Genomic DNA, 14966 nt, shown 5'->3' with positions numbered 1-14966 from the left:
ATCACCCGCGTCGCCCGCGAGGTCGGCACCGAGGGACGCCTCGGCGGCCAGGCCGACGTCAAGGGCGTCTCGGGCACCTGGAAGGCCCTCACCGACAACGTGAACGTGATGGCGTCGAACCTGACGGGTCAGGTCCGCTCCATCGCCCAGGTCGCCACCGCGGTGGCCCGCGGCGACCTGTCCCGCAAGATCACGGTCGAGGCCAAGGGCGAGGTCGCCGCGCTGGCCGACGTGATCAACACGATGGTCGACACGCTCTCCGCGTTCGCCGACGAGGTCACCCGCGTCGCCCGCGAGGTCGGCACCGAAGGACGCCTCGGCGGCCAGGCCCACGTGCCGAACGTGGCGGGCACCTGGAAGGACCTCACCGACAACGTCAACTCCATGGCCAACAACCTGACCGGCCAGGTGCGCAACATCGCGCTGGTCACGACCGCGGTGGCCAAGGGTGACCTGTCGAAGAAGATCGACGTGGACGCGCGGGGCGAGATCCTGGAGCTGAAGACGACCATCAACACGATGGTCGACCAGCTCTCCGCGTTCGCCGACGAGGTCACCCGCGTCGCCCGCGAGGTCGGCACCGAAGGACGCCTCGGCGGCCAGGCCGAGGTGGAGGGTGTCTCGGGCACCTGGAAGCGGCTCACGGAGAACGTCAACGAGCTGGCCGGCAACCTGACCCGTCAGGTGCGGGCGATCGGCGCGGTCGCCAGCGCCGTGGCCGAGGGCGACCTGACCCGCTCCATCACGGTGGAGGCGTCCGGCGAGGTCGCCGAGCTCAAGGACAACATCAACTCCATGGTGGAGTCGCTGCGCGAGACCACCCGGGCCAACCAGGAACAGGACTGGCTCAAGACCAACCTGGCGCGCATCGCCGGCCTGATGCAGGGCCACCGGGAGCTGCCGGTGGTGGCCGAGCTGATCATGGAGGAGCTGACGCCGCTGGTGGCGGCCCAGTACGGCGCCTTCTACCTCTCCGAGGACGGCGACCGCGGCCCGGAGCTGCGGCTCGTCGGTTCGTACGGCAGGCCCGACGGCGACCAGCGGCCCGCCCGCTTCCCCGTCGGCCGCTCGCTGGTCGGCCAGGCCGCCCGCAGCCGCCGTACCATCACCGTGGACGCGCTGCCGCCGGGCTACGTCACCATCTCGTCCGGGCTCGGCCAGACGGTCCCGACCGCGCTGATCCTGCTGCCGATCCTGTTCGAGGACCAGGTCCTCGGTGTCATCGAGCTGGCGTCGGTCGCCGCCTTCACGCCCATCCACCGGGACTTCCTGGAACAGCTGCGCGAGACGCTCGGCGTGAACCTCAACACGATCGTGGCGAACGCCCGCACCGACGAGCTGCTGGAGGAGTCGCAGCGGCTGACCGCCGAACTCCAGGCCCGCTCGGCCGAGTTGCAGTCCCAGCAGGACGAATTGCAGCGCTCCAACGCCGAACTGGAGGAGAAGGCCACCCTGCTCGCGTCGCAGAACCGCGACATCGAGGCGAAGAACCTGCAGATCGAGCAGGCCCGGCAGGAACTGGAGGCCCGCGCCCAGCAGTTGTCGCTGGCCTCGAAGTACAAGTCGGAGTTCCTGGCCAACATGAGCCACGAGCTGCGCACCCCGCTCAACAGTCTGCTGATCCTCGCCCAGTTGCTGGCCCAGAACCCGTCGCGCAACCTGACCCCCAAGCAGGTCGAGTACGCGGGGATCATCCACTCGGCGGGCAGCGACCTGCTCCAGCTGATCAACGACATCCTCGACCTGTCGAAGGTCGAGGCCGGCAAGATGGACGTCGCCCCGGAGCGGGTGCCGCTGCGCCAGCTGATCGAGTACGTGGAGGCCACCTTCCGGCCGATGACGTCCCAGAAGGGACTGGAGTTCGCCGTCCGTACCGCGCCCGGCGCGCCCGGCGACCTGCTCACCGACGACTCCCGGCTGCGGCAGATCCTGCGCAACCTGCTCTCCAACGCGGTGAAGTTCACCGAGCAGGGCGGCGTCGAGCTGGCCATCGAGCCGGCGGCCGACGAGGAGGTCCCGGAGGGCGTCGTGCGGGGCGGCGCCGTCGTCGCGTTCCGGGTGCGGGACACCGGCATCGGCATCCCGGAGCAGCACCTGGAGACGATCTTCGGGGCGTTCCAGCAGGCGGACGGCACCACGAGCCGCAAGTACGGCGGGACCGGCCTCGGCCTGTCCATCACCCGGGAGATCGCGCACCTGCTCGGCGGTGCCGTGGCCGTGGACAGCACGCCCGGCCGGGGCAGCACCTTCACGCTGTACCTGCCGGTGGCCCGGCCGGACTTCGAGCAGTTGCTCGGCAGCGGCCGGCTCGCGCCGAAGGAGCCGGCCGAGCTGCTCCCCGCCAGTACGGCCGTCCAGGACACCGTCGCACCGCAGTCCTCCCCCGCCCGGCAGCGGCCGCGCCGGCTGCTCGTCGTGGAGGAACGGCCGCGCGGGCTGCTGACCCTGGTCGCCGAGAGCGTGGTCGCCGAAGTGGCCCGGCACAGCCCGGACGACGGCTCCCCGCTGGCCGCGGTGGAGGTCATCACCGCCGTGGGGGCGCAGGAGGCGGCGGGCGCGCTGGCGGCCGAGCCGTGCCACTGCGTCGTACTGGACCTGGACATGCCCGACGGGGAGGCGGGCCGGTTCCTGCAGGCCCTGCAGGGCGACTCGGGCCTGGCGGGCGTGCCGGTGCTCGTCCACAGCGGCCGCCGGCCGGAGGTGGCCCGGGACGAGGCACTGCGCTCGCACCGGGACGACGGGGCGCTGGAGTTCCTGTCCAGCCTGGACGAGCTGCGCGAGCGCATCGCGCTGCACCTGTCGGCCGAGGAGCCCGGGGACGTGCTGTCGCTGGTCCGGGGCGACGACCCGCAGGATCTCGCCCCGCCGGTCGACGACAGCTTCCGGGGCCGTACGGTCCTGGTCGTCGACGACGACGCGCGCAACCTGTTCGCGCTGAGCGGGATCCTGGAGATGTACGGGTTCCGGGTGCTGCACGCGGAGAACGGGCGCAAGGGCATCGACACGCTGCTCGGCAACCCCGACATCGCGATGGTGCTGATGGACGTGATGATGCCGGAGATGGACGGCTACACGGCCACCGCCGAGATCCGCAAGCTGCCGCAGTACGCCGACCTGCCGATCATCGCCGTCACCGCCAAGGCGATGCCCGGCGACCGGGAGAAGTCCCTGGCCTCGGGCGCGAGCGACTACGTCACCAAGCCCGTCGACACCCACGACCTCATCGCCTGCGTCCGCCGCTGGCTGGCCGCGTGAACGCGCCCGCGCGCCCGCGCCGAGGAGCACCCCTATCGTGAGCACGACCGAGCAGTCACACGAGCCTGAGGGCATCGAACCGCGCCCGGAGCCGTCCGCGCCCGCCGGGGAGCCGGCCGCCGGCGATCCGGTGCCGTCGGAGCCGGCCGGTGTCTCCCCCACCTCCCCCGTCGGCAGGCTCGCCGCCACCGTGGAGCGGCTGCGCCGCGAGGTGCGCGCCGCTCAGGCGGAGGCGGAGGGCAGGGCGCTGATCGAGCTGGCCAAGGGCATCCTGGTGGAGCGGCTGGGCTGCGGTCCGGCGCAGGCCGCCCGGCAGCTAGCCGAGCTGACCGAGCAGGCCAAGGCGACCCCGCTGGAGTTCGCGGTGGAGGTCATCAACCAGGCCGCCCGCGACCGGATGTCGGAGATCACCCACACCTTCCTGGCCGCCGCCGCGGGCGCCGCCGAGCGTGACGCCGCGGCCGTACGGCTGCGGGCGGCCGAGAGCGGGGCGCTGGCCGCGGACGACACGCAGTCCGTCGCCGACTCCCTGCTGGAACACGCGCTGCGCCCGCTGGGCGCGGTGGCCGTGGCCGTGTGGGCCGCGGGCGCCGACGGCTCGCTGACACTCGCCGGGAGCGCCGGGTTCTCCCCGGCGGAGGCCACCCGGTGGCGCTATGTGCCGCCGGAGGTGGCGACGGTGGCGCGCCGGGGCCTGACCGAGCGCACCGGTCAGTGGTTCGGCTCCCTCGCCGAGACCGGGCTGCCCACCATCGGCCGGCACCTGCACCCGGACGGCGGCCGGGCGGCGCTGCCCGCGGGCACCGGGGGCCGCATCCACGGGGTGCTGGAGATCGCCTGGCCGGGGCCGCTGGAACCGCAGCCGCCGCAGATCATGCGGCAGGTGGACGCCCTCGCCGAGCTGTGCGCGCACACCCTGGAGACGTACACCCTGCGCCGGGAGGCCGGGCAGGAACCCCGCATCCTGCCCGACACCGCCGAGTTGATGGACCTCGCGGACGGGCTGCACGACCCCGCCCTGGTCCTGGTGCCGTATCTCGACGACTCCGGGCAGCTGGTCGACTTCCGCATCCAGCACATCAACAACCACTTCCTGGACCCGGCGGGCCGGCCGCGGGCGGTGGTCAACGGTGCGCTGCTGCTGGAGGCGTACCCGATGGCCGCGGGCAAGAGCGAGCTGTTCCAGCGGGTGGAGCGGGTGTACGCCACGGGCGAGCCGTTCCGGGCCCGCCGCATGCAGCTGACCGCGCTCGTCGACCAGGTGTCGCTGGCGGCGGTCGCGGACATCAGCATCAGCCGGCACGGCAACAGCGTGCTGCTGATCTGGCGCATCGAGGACGAGACGGCGCGGCTGGCGAGCCTGCTCCAGCACGCCCAGCGCCTGGGCCGTATCGGCGGGTTCGAGGAGAACCTGCTCACGGGTGAGATCACCTGGAACGACCAGTTGTTCCACCTCTACGGCCGGCCCCCGACGAGCACGCCCGTCCCCCTGGAGGAGCTGCCCGCGCACGCGCACCCCGACGACGCGGTGCCCATCGGCCGGTTCCTGCGCACGCTGCTGCACCAGCGGCGGCCCGCCTCGGCGGCCTTCCGGCTGCAGCGGCCCGACGGTGTGACCCGGCACATCCGCGTGGTCGCCGAACCGGTGCTGGACACCGACGGCCGGCTGTTCGTCGTACGGGGTGCCTACCAGGACATCTCCGCCCAGCACTGGACGGAGGTGGCGCTCGCCGCGACCCGGGACCAGCTCGTGCACACCGAGCAGCAGGCCGCCGAGCGCAACCGGCTGACCCTGCAGTTGCAGCACGCCATCATGCCGCCGACCCGGACGCCGCTGACGGTGCCCGGTCTGGAGGTCGCCGTGCGGTACCGTCCGGCGGAGACCGAGCATCTGGTGGGCGGCGACTGGTACGACGCCGTGGTGCTGCCGTCCGGGCTGGTGCTGATGTGCGTGGGTGACGTCGCGGGCCATGGCATCGAGGCCGCCACCAGCATGGTCGTCCTGCGCAACGCGCTGCGCGGCCTGGCCGTGACCGGTGCCGGGCCGGGCCAGCTGCTGTCGTGGCTGAACATCGTGGCGCACCACCTGACCGGCGCGGTCACCGCCACGGCGGTCTGCGCGCTGTACGACCCCGACCGGCACACCCTGCGCTGGGCGCGGGCGGGCCACCTGCCGCCGGTCCTGGTCCGCGGCTCGGAGGCGGCGCCGCTGCCCCTGGTCAGGGGCCTGCTGCTGGGCGCGGTACCGGAGGCCGTCTACGAGGAGGCGGAGCTGGAGTTCGCGCCGCAGGACACGCTGCTGCTGTACACCGACGGTCTGATCGAGCGCCGCGACCGGTCCGTGGAGGAGTCCCTGGCCCATCTGCTGACCACGGCCCGCACGGCACCGACAACCCTGGACCAGCAACTGGACGGCCTGCTGACCTACAGCCGATCGGACACGGACGACGACACCTGCATCGTGGGCATCCGGGTGGTGTGACCGCTGCGGGGCCGCCGCGCCGGCCCCGGCGGAACGCCCGTGGGCGGGCGCGTCTCGCGCTCGAAGGCGCCGTGTCCGGCCCGGACGTGCCGCGGCTCGTCGGTGCCGGGCTATCCGATGCGGTCGAGGAAGTCCGGCACTCGGTCGACGACCCGCGTCGCGGCGTGTTCGTCGTACGACGTCAGGCTGCTGTCGGTGAACAGGTGCCTGTCGCCGGGACAGAGGAACAGTTCGGCATCCGCCGCCGTCCCGACGAGCGCCCGGGCCGCGTCGACGTCGCCCTCCCCCGCGAAGAACGGATCCGCGTCCATGCCGTGGACCTGGACCGGGACGCCGTCGGGCCAGGCACCGCCGGACTCCGCGACCGGGAGGCATGCCTCCAGCAGCAGCGCTCCCCTGGCCCCGGGGCGGGTCCGGGCCAGTCGCCGCGCCGGCAGGACGCCGAGTGAGAACCCGCAGTAGACGAGTCGCGCGGGCAGCCCCTCGGCGGCGGCGGTTCCGCGCGCGATGACCGTGCCGAACCCGGCGCTCTCGGCGTAGCCGATGCCCTCTTCAAGACTGTCGAACACCTGCCCCTCGAACAGGTCCGGCACGTGGACGGTGTGACCGGCCGGCCGCAGCCGGTCGGCGAATGCGCGGACGCCGTCGGTCGGTCCGTGCCCATGGTGGAAGACCAGCACCTCGGCCATGTCGCTCCCCTCGTGCGCGGTGCCCGGGCGGCACCGCGCACGAGTATGGCGCGTGCCACCGACACCGGCGGGTCGTGGTGGTACGACGCCCGGTGCCGGGGTACGCGGGGCGGCATGATGAGACGTGCGGTGTGGCAGGGGCTCGTGGCGGGTGCGGCCGGGGTCGTGGTGATGACGCTGGGTGAGAAGGCCGAGCAGCGTCTGACCGGCCGGCCGGACTCGCACGTTCCGGCGCGCACGCTCCAGCGGCTGACGGGGATGCCCGAGCGGCCGGGGCGGCGGTCGCCGGTGGTGAACCGGGTGATGCACTACGGGCAGGGTGCCCTGCTGGGGGTGGTGCGGTCGGTGATGGCGCAGGCCGGGCTGCGCGGGCCGGTGGCGTCGGCGCAGTTCGCCGTGGTGAGGCTCACCAACGACCAGATCCTGGAGAACGCCACCGGGGTCGGCGCGCCGCCGCGGACCTGGCCGCGCGGGGAACTGGTGGTGGACCTGTTGCACAAGGCCGTCTACGCCTTCGCCACCGGGGCCGTCGCCGATGCCCTGGCCGCCCGGTCCGGTCCCGGCCCCGGGCAGCGGCACGCCGCCGAGCGTCCGGGCCGGCACGCCGACGTGGGACCGCTCCCCCGCCGCGCGGTCTACGGCCGCTGAGCGTGCACGACGGCGGGCCGGGGGAATCGGCCGCGAGCGGAGGGGTACTCCGGTGCGGGGGCCGGAAGCCGGCGGCCCGCCCGCCGGCACAGGCGGAAGGAGCGGGTGACTCCATGGCCATCGCGGACGAGCCCACCGACGACGCGCTCGACCTCCATTTCATCGGCAACGCCACCGTGCTGCTGCGCTACGGCCCTCTGACGCTGCTCACCGACCCGAACTTCCTGCACCGGGGCGAGTACGCCTACCTCGGATACGGCCTGCTGAGCCGGCGCCTGACCGAGCCCGCCCTCGGCCCGCGGGAGCTGCCCCGCGTCGACGGGATCGTGCTCTCCCATCTGCACGGCGATCACTGGGACCGCAGGGCACGGCGGTCCCTGGACCGTGCGATCCCGGTTCTGAGCACGCCCCACGCCGCGCGCCGCCTGCGGGTGCTGCACGGCTTCCGGCGGACGGCGGGTCTGCGGACCTGGCAGGCACTGACCCTCCAGCGGCAAGGGGTGCGGGCCACTGTCACCGCGCTGCCCGGCCGGCACGCCGGGCAGCCGGTGCTGCGCGGACTGCTGCCGCCCGTGATGGGCAGCATGATCGAGTTCGGTCCCGTGGGCGGGCCGTCACGGCTGCGGCTGTACGTCTCCGGGGACACGCTCCTCTACGACGGCCTGGCGGAGATCGCCCACCGTTTCCCGGCCGCCGACCTGGCCGTCCTCCACCTGGGCGGCACCCGCCTTCCCGGCGGGTTCCTGGTCACCATGAACGGGGCGCAGGGCGCCGAACTGGTCCGGCGTCTCGGGCCCCGCGCCGTGCTGCCCGTGCATTACGAGGACTACACGGTGATGCGCTCGCCCCTGTCCGCCTTCCTCGCCGAGGCCGGCAGGCTCGGCCTGGGCGACCGGATCGTGCCCTGTCCGCACGGCGGCCGGGCCCGTCTGCCCGCCGCCCCCGGAGCACTGCCCGTCGTCCGGTGAGCGGCGCCGTTCCCGTCAGGCTGCCGGGGTCCGGGGCACCCGGGCGGCCCGGCGGTCGGCCCGTAGCCGGTCCAGGAGGGCGTCGGCGGCGGCGAGGGCCTGGTCCACCGACTCGGTGACGGTCAGGACGCACAGCCTGCGGGAGGTGACTTCGAGTTCCCGGCTCGAATGACCGGTGGGTTGCAGGTCGTGGCGGAAGCGAGCCTCGGCATAGCGCGCCAGTACCGCTCGTAGTTCCTTCTCCGCAGGCGGCAACACAGTCACAAACCCCTCTCCCAACACGGACCGTCGTACCGGGCCCCACGTCTGTGAGCGCACCCTCCAGGTGGCTCTCCCCAGGGGGCGTCTGCCCCGGCCGGCCCACCGTATGCGCGGTTCCCTCGACCAATGGCGTCCGGTTCCCGCCCCGGACGGGCGGTGCCTTCGCGGTGTTCTCAGGTGGGCCGGCCGGCCGCGCGTTCCGCGCCGAGGTCCCGCTCTTCGCCGCTCCTCCAGAAGTCCAGCAGGGCGGTGACGAGTGCTTCGGGCGCCTCTTCGGCCATGTGGTGCCCGGATTCGATCGGGGCGCCGTCCAGCCGGCCCGCCACCCAGTCGCGCCAGACACCCGGCACATCGCCGTAGAGGCCGGTCATGTCGTCGCGGGTGGCCCACAGCACCTGTACGGGGCAGCCGATGCGCCGGCCGGCCCGCCGGTCGGCGTCGTCGTGCTCCCGGTCGATGCCGAGTCCGGCGCGGTAGTCCTCGCACATGGCGTGCACGGTGGCCGGGTCGTGGATGGCGCGGCGGTAGTCGTCGTACGCCTCGGCGCCCATCTGCTCGGCGGTCGCCTTGTACCAGGCGTCCGGATCGGCGTTGATGACGCGTTCGGCGGGCTTGTCGGTCTGTCCGAGGAAGAACCAGTGCCACCAACTGGCGGCGAAGGTCGCGTCGCAGCGCCGTAGTGCCTCCCCGATGGGCACGGCGTCCAGCACGCTGACGGCGGACACGGCTTCCGGGTGGTCCAGGGCGAGGCGGGTGGCCACATAGGCACCCCGGTCGTGGCCGACGACGGCGAACCGGTCGTGTCCGAGGCCGCGCATGACCTCCAGGCAGTCGCCGGCCATGGCGCGCTTGGCGTACGGACTGTGCCGCGCGTCGGTCGGGGGCTTGTCGGACTCGCCGTAGCCGCGCAGGTCGGGGCAGACCACCGTGTGCCCCGCGGCGGCCAGCATCGGGGCCACGCGGTGCCAGGTGGCGTGCGTGCGCGGGTGGCCGTGGAGGAGCAGGACCGCGGGGCCGCTGCCGCCGTGGCGCACCCGCAGCCGGACGCCGTTCCCCTCGCGACGTGTCAGCTCGAACCCGTCGAACATGAACTCTCCTCCTGTACCGGGGACATCACGGCTCACCTGCCCCGGCACGCTTCCCGCACACGGTGGTGCCGTCGGCCGCGTGCGCCGCCCTCACGCGGCGCCGTCCTTCGCCGCGGCGTCCCGCCACTCGCTGGGCGAGCAGCCGTAGGCGGACTTGAAGGCGCGGCTGAAGTGCGCGGCGTTCTTGAACCCCCAGCCCCGGGCCACCGCGGAGATGGTGCGGCCGGCGCGTCCACGGCGCAGCAGTTCGCGGGCGCACTCCTCGATCCGCCGCTGCTGGATGAGCCGGTGCACCGTGGTGTCCTCGTCCTCGAACAGCGCGTGCAGGTAGCGCAGTGAGATGCCGTGGGCCTCGGCGACACGGGCGGGTGACAGGGCGGGGTCGCGCAGGTGCGCGTCGATGTGGGCGCGGATCGCGGTCAGCAGCAGGGTGCGGGGGGTGTCCGGCGCGCTGTCGCCGTGTCCGCCCGCCTGCTCGTCGACGAGCGTGGCGACGAGGTCCGCGAGGTGGCCGGCGAGACGCTCCTTGACGTGGTCGGCGAAGGCGGTGGTGCCGGACGCCAGTTCGGTGGCGAGCGGGCGCAGCAGCGCGGCCACGCCCTCGCCCGCGGGGATGGCGCGGCCGGTGATCTGCCGGACGCGTCCCGCGGATGGCCCGAGGGAGCGTTCGGGCATCCGCAGGGCGTACAGGTGGAACGGTGTGCGCTGGTCCAGCGCGAAGGGCCGGCTCAGGTCGAGCAGGGCCAGCTGACCGGCGCGTACGACGTCCTCGCGGCCGTCCTGGCGGATGGCGCCGGTTCCCTCCTGCTGCACGAGCAGGACCAGGCGGCCGTCCTCGGCGGCGGGCTCGGGGCGGGCCGGGCGGCTCAGCCGCAGCGGGGCGGCCCGCATCGACAGCAGCCGCAGCCGGCCCGCGTCGTCCGAGCCGAGCGTGCCCCGGAAGCCGGCGGTCCCCGAGGGGAAGGTCATCTCCACGGGTGCCAGCCGCCCCCGGACCGCGCGTTCCCACTCCCGGGCCCGGTCCGCCCCCGGTGCCGGCACTGTTCCTGTCTCGTTCCGCACGCTGTCCCCTCCCGGTCCTCCGGCCCTGGCGGGACGGATGTGTCACGCCTTCAGCCTCGTCGGGGGCGTCGGGGAGGGGTTAGGTCATGTGACCTGTCCTGCGGGTGCGGGTGACCTGTCCTGGGTGCGTATGACCTGTGCTCCGATGGCGGATGTGACCTGTCGCGGGGCGTGGCCGGCGTGCCGCGCGGCTCGGTACGGCCGGCTCGCGGGAGCCGCCTACGCGGTGCCGCGCTCCAGAGCGTGCGCCAGGGCGGCGCGTGAGGCGATGCCCAGCTTGGGGAAGACCTTCGCCAGGTGTCCGCCGACGGTGCGCGGGGACAGGCTCAGCCGGGCGCCGATCTCCTTGTTGGTGAGCCCGTCCGCGGCGAGCCGGGCGATGCGCAGTTCCTGCGCGGTGAGCGCGTCGGGACCGCCCGCCCCGCCGTCGGCGGACCGGAGTTCGCGTTCGGCGCGGTCGGCCCAGGGGACGGCGCCCAGCGCGCGGAAGGTCTCCAGGGCCTGCTGGAGGACCTCGGGCGCCTGCGGGCGGCGGCGGTCGCGCAGCCAGGCGCCGTGGGCCAGCCGCAGCCGGGCCAGTTCGAACACCCACTGGTCGGCGCCGGGCACGGCGTACGCCGCCTCGTAGAGCCTGTCGGCCTCGTCGTCGGCGGCGGCCAGCGCCCGGGCGGCCGCCAGCAGGAACGCGTGGTGCGGGGAGATGTCGCCCATGCGCGCCGCCTCGCCCGCCGCCACGTGCGCCCGTGCCCGCGCGGTCCGGCCGGTGCGCAGCGCCGCGTCCACGAAGTCGAAGAACGGCAGGTGGAACCAGGGCAGGCCGGGCGGCAGGACGCCGGGCGGGGTCAGGCCGGCCAGTGCGGTGTACGCCTCCTCGTCACGTCCGTGCCCGAGGGCGGCCAGGGCCCGCAGATGGGTGAGGTGGTCCGTCACGAACTTCATCCGGACCCGTTCGGCCAGGGGCCGGATGGCCCGGTCCACCGCGAGCAGGGCCTCCTCGTCGCCGCGTCCGGCCAGGAAATGGGCGTAGTGGTGCCGGAAGAGCAGGGCGTTGCAGTGGTAGCCGAGGGCGTCGGCCGCCTCGGCCTCGCGCAGGCAGACCTCCGCCTGGTCCCAGTGGCCCCGCAGATAGTTCTGGTAGCCGCCGGCCTTGGCGATGCTGCCCTGGGTGGCGTAGGCGTGCTGGCCCAGGAAGCGGCGCCACAGGGACGCGTCGGCCATGTCGACCGCGGCGGCGGTCCACAGCAGCAGCCATGCCGCCCCCGCCTGCTGCTCCTGGCTCATCGTGGCGGCCATGGCGCGCAGTTCGGTGCCCGTGCCGTGCGCGGTGCGGGCGGGGTCGGACCAGGCCCGGCGGCACAGGTCGGCCAGTGCGGAGACCTGGTGCCGGTGGGCGTGCAGGGCGGCCCAGCCGCGCGCGTCGGAGGTGTACACCGTCGCCAGCAGCAGCTTGAAGTAGACCTGTTCGGCGAGGTCGTCGAACGGTCCGGTGCCGGGTCCGGTGCGGGACAGGGCGTCGAGGGCCTGGGGGAGGAGGGTGAAGGACGACTCGAAGTCGACGTGGTGGCTCTGGTCGACGTAGACGACGGCGTAGGCGTACAGCGGCGCGCTGTCGACGGGGACGGGCGCGCGGCGCAGTTCCTCGACGAGTTTCGCCGCGTACGGCAGCCGTCCGCCGCGTGCGGCCATGGCGGCGGCCCAGGTCAGGCGGCGAGCGCGGGTCCCGGCGGCGGTGCTGAGGGCCGCCGCGCGGTGCAGCAGGAGTGCGCCCTCGGCGTCGCCGCCGCGCAGCGCGAGCCGGCGGCCGGCTTCCTGGAGCCGTCCGGCCAGCGTGTCGTCGGGCAGGACGGTCGCGTCCGCCTCGTGGCCGAGCGCCCGGGGGTCGTCGTGCGGCAGGGCGGCGGCGAGCCGGCGGTGGGCGGCCCGCCGTTCGGGCCCGGAGGCGCGGGCGACGACGGCGCCGCGCACCAGGGGGTGGCGGAAGGTGAGCCGGCCGTCCGGCTCCAGGCGGGCCAGGCCGCTGGTCTCGATCTCGTCGAGCACCTCGTCGGCGCGCCCCGGGTCGAGGCCGTCCAGCAGGGCCGGGGTCACCCAGATCGCCGCCGTGCCGCCCAGCGCCGCGTACAGCAGCACGTGGACGGCTTCGGCGGACAGGCGGTCCAGCCGTGGGGCGAACAGCCGCTCCAGCCGGTGTCCGAGGGGGAACCTTCTCGGCAGCGGCATGACGCCGCGGGCCTGGTCGGGGTGGAGGTGCACGGGCAGTTCGACCAGCGCCAGCGGGTTGCCGGCCGCTTCCTGGAGGATGCGGTCGGCCGTGGTGACCGCGAGGTGCGGGTGCCGGGTGCTCAGGAGTGTGCGGGCGTGCTCCCCGTCCAGCGCGGTGAGGTCCACGACGGTGCCGGGCCTGCCCTCGGCCGTGGGCCCCTCGGGGCGGCCCGCGCTGACGAATGCCAGGGGCACCTCGGCGGTGCGGCGTTGGAGGAACGCGAACACGGCCGCGCTGGAGGAGTCCACCCATTGCAGGTCGTCCACGAGGACCAGCACGGGGCGCATGCGTGCCTCGCCCGCGAGGAGCGCGAGCACGGCGGCGCCCACGAGGAAACCGCCCCGGACCGGTTCGGCGGCCTCCCCGAGGGCGAAGGCCAGGGCCCGCCGCTGTGGCTCGGGCAGCGCACGCATACGGCTCGTGAGCGGCCACAGCAATTGGTGCAGCGCGCCGAACGCCACGCCGGCCTCGGCCTCGGAGCCCACCGCGCGCAGCACGGTGAAGCCCAGGGCCCGTGCCTCGGCGTGGGCCCAGTCCAGCAGGGCCGTCTTGCCGATGCCGGGCGCCCCCTGCAAGAGGGTGCCGGTGCCACCGCTGCCCGACCGGGCACCGTCCAGCACCCGGCGCAGCAGGGCCTGCTCGGCTCCGCGCCCGGCGAGCGCGGGACGGTCCCGCGCCGGACGCCCCGCGACCGGAGGACCGCCGACGGGAGGGGTCTGGGCCACGAGACCTGCCGGGTCGGACCCGGACGGCGCGAAAACGGCCGGCGGGGGCGGGGCCACGGCCCTCTCGGACGGCGGCACCACGGCCACCGGGGACGATCCGGCCGACACCAGCGGCACCGCGACGGCACGCGAGGGCGGCGCGGCGGCCCCGGACGGCAGCCCGCCCGCCCCGGCCGGCGCGGCCGACGGAGCAGCGGTATGCGGAGGCGACGCGGACGCTTTGGACAACGGCACACCAGCCTCCGACGACAGCCCACCCGGCCCGGCCGACGGTGCTGCGGCCTCCGACGGCAGCCCGGCCGCCCCGGGCCACGGCGCGACGGCCCCCGGGGGCGCCGGGGCCGTCCCGCCCGGTATCCCCGTGGGGGCGCCGTCAGGCCGCACGGAACGTGTCCCGGCCGGTAACGGCGGCGGTGCGCCCGGTACCGGCCGCCGGTGCGGTGGCGGCCATGCGGGAGGGGACGCCGTGGGTCTCGCCCGGCGTCCGGCCGGTCGTACCCGGCTGTCGCCCGCCCTGTGTCCGGCCCGCCGCGCTCAACTGCCGCCATTCGCGCGGCGAGTGCCCGTACGCCCGGCGGAAGGCCCGGCTGAAGTGGGCCGGGTTGACGAAGCCCCAGCGGTGCGCCACCGCGGCCACGGCGGGCGCGGCCCGGCCGCCGCGGGCCAGTTCCCGCGCGCACTCCTCCAGCCGGCGGCGCTGGACGAGGCGCGCGACGGTGATGCCCTCCTCCTCGAACAGCCGGTGCAGGTAGCGCACGGAGATGTGGTGGGCCGTCGCCACCGTCTCCGGTGTCAGCCCGGGGTCCTCCAGATGACGGTCGATGTGGTCGCGGATGCGCAGGACGAGTTCGCCGCGTCCGCTGTCGGCGCCGCCGGACGGACCGCGCTCGGCCACCAGCGTGCCGAAGAGGTCCTCCACGCCGGCCGCGAGCCGTGCCGCGACGGCGGGGCCGTAGGAGTCCGCCGGGTCGAGGAGGCGGGTGAGGAAGGGGCCGAGGACGGCGCCGATCCCGTCCGTTCCGCTGACGGCGGTCGCCGTGACCGCGCGCAGTTCCTTGTCGGACACGTCCAGCCCGCGGCGGGGCAGGTGGACGATGTGGCAGGCGAACCGCTCGGGGAAGTCCAGGGTGTACGGCCGTGCCGTGTCGTAGACGAGGAGGTCGCCGGCCTCGGCGACCGCGCTGCGGCCGTCCTGGACCAGCGTCACCGTGCCGGCCGTCAGGACGAGCACCGCCACGCACGGGACGCCCGGCCCGCCCCGGCCGACGCGCTGGGCGTCGGCCTGGAGGGAGCAGACGGGCAGGTGCCCGAGGTGGCCGCCGGTGATCCGGCCGGTGAAGGCGACGCCGCCGCGCGATGTCACGGCCATCGGGGTCGGGGCCGTGGCCAGGGCGGCCCGCCAACGGTCGACTCTGTCCCCGACCGGCACCATGTCCGTCGACAGCACGAGGTCCACCCGGCTCTCCTCTCTCTCCTCAGCGGAAATCAACCAGCCGGCGGTACCGCGCACCAGGCACTCTCCAGG

The 14966-nt window shown here is 74.6% G+C and carries 10 protein-coding genes; 4 read left to right on the top strand and 6 right to left on the bottom strand.

The annotated features are described in order from the left end of the window. A partial coding sequence (locus tag ACZ4W9_RS18480; protein ID WP_467936899.1) for a HAMP domain-containing protein occupies positions 1-3255 on the top strand: 3255 nt, incomplete at its 5' end. 37 nt (positions 3256-3292) lie between these two features. Beyond that, positions 3293-5737, top strand: a complete 2445-nt coding sequence (locus tag ACZ4W9_RS18475; protein ID WP_467936897.1) for a SpoIIE family protein phosphatase — start codon at positions 3293-3295, stop codon at positions 5735-5737. Between the two features lie 110 nt (positions 5738-5847). Here ACZ4W9_RS18475 and ACZ4W9_RS18470 read toward each other — a convergent pair whose 3' ends face one another. After that, positions 5848-6426, bottom strand: a complete 579-nt coding sequence (locus ACZ4W9_RS18470; protein ID WP_467936895.1) for a dienelactone hydrolase family protein — start codon at positions 6424-6426, stop codon at positions 5848-5850. Positions 6427-6540: 114 nt separating this feature from the next. Here ACZ4W9_RS18470 and ACZ4W9_RS18465 point away from each other — a divergent pair, with 114 nt between their 5' ends. Continuing rightward, positions 6541-7074, top strand: coding sequence for a hypothetical protein (locus tag ACZ4W9_RS18465; protein ID WP_467936893.1), 534 nt, complete (start codon positions 6541-6543; stop codon positions 7072-7074). Positions 7075-7187: 113 nt separating this feature from the next. Further along, positions 7188-8042, top strand: coding sequence for an MBL fold metallo-hydrolase (locus tag ACZ4W9_RS18460; protein WP_467936891.1), 855 nt, complete (start codon positions 7188-7190; stop codon positions 8040-8042). Positions 8043-8057: 15 nt separating this feature from the next. Here the strand turns inward: ACZ4W9_RS18460 and ACZ4W9_RS18455 are convergent, their stop codons facing one another. From ACZ4W9_RS18455 to ACZ4W9_RS18435, 5 genes are all read right to left on the bottom strand, one after another. After that, on the bottom strand, positions 8058-8300 hold the full coding sequence (locus ACZ4W9_RS18455; RefSeq protein WP_467937028.1) for a DUF5133 domain-containing protein: 243 nt from the start codon (positions 8298-8300) through the stop codon (positions 8058-8060). 176 nt (positions 8301-8476) lie between these two features. Beyond that, positions 8477-9391 (bottom strand): alpha/beta fold hydrolase, encoded by a 915-nt coding sequence (locus tag ACZ4W9_RS18450; RefSeq protein ID WP_467936889.1) that lies wholly within the window; start codon positions 9389-9391, stop codon positions 8477-8479. A 90-nt stretch (positions 9392-9481) separates the two neighbouring features. Further along, the gene (locus ACZ4W9_RS18445) at positions 9482-10453 is read right to left on the bottom strand and encodes a helix-turn-helix domain-containing protein (protein ID WP_467936887.1); all 972 of its coding nucleotides are present in this window, start codon (positions 10451-10453) and stop codon (positions 9482-9484) included. Between the two features lie 219 nt (positions 10454-10672). Continuing rightward, a complete protein-coding gene (locus tag ACZ4W9_RS18440; RefSeq protein ID WP_467936885.1) occupies positions 10673-13441 on the bottom strand; it encodes an ATP-binding protein in 2769 nt (922 codons plus the stop codon). Positions 13442-13814: 373 nt separating this feature from the next. Next, complete coding sequence (locus ACZ4W9_RS18435) at positions 13815-14897, bottom strand: AraC-like ligand-binding domain-containing protein (RefSeq protein ID WP_467936883.1); 1083 nt, start codon at positions 14895-14897, stop codon at positions 13815-13817. Between the last annotated feature and the right edge of the window lie 69 nt (positions 14898-14966).

The organism is Streptomyces sp. NPDC029296, assembly GCF_055569255.1.
Note: the sequence above shows the minus strand (reverse complement) of the source record. Positions and strands in the feature narration are given on the sequence as shown.

Excerpts from the sequence above, each read along its gene's own strand:
- ACZ4W9_RS18470 (WP_467936895.1), bottom strand. The coding sequence starts at position 6,426 with ATGGCCGAGGTGCTGGTCTTCCACCATGGGCACGGACCGACCGACGGC.
- ACZ4W9_RS18465 (WP_467936893.1), top strand. The coding sequence starts at position 6,541 with ATGATGAGACGTGCGGTGTGGCAGGGGCTCGTGGCGGGTGCGGCCGGG.
- ACZ4W9_RS18460 (WP_467936891.1), top strand. The coding sequence starts at position 7,188 with ATGGCCATCGCGGACGAGCCCACCGACGACGCGCTCGACCTCCATTTC.
- ACZ4W9_RS18450 (WP_467936889.1), bottom strand. The coding sequence starts at position 9,391 with ATGTTCGACGGGTTCGAGCTGACACGTCGCGAGGGGAACGGCGTCCGG.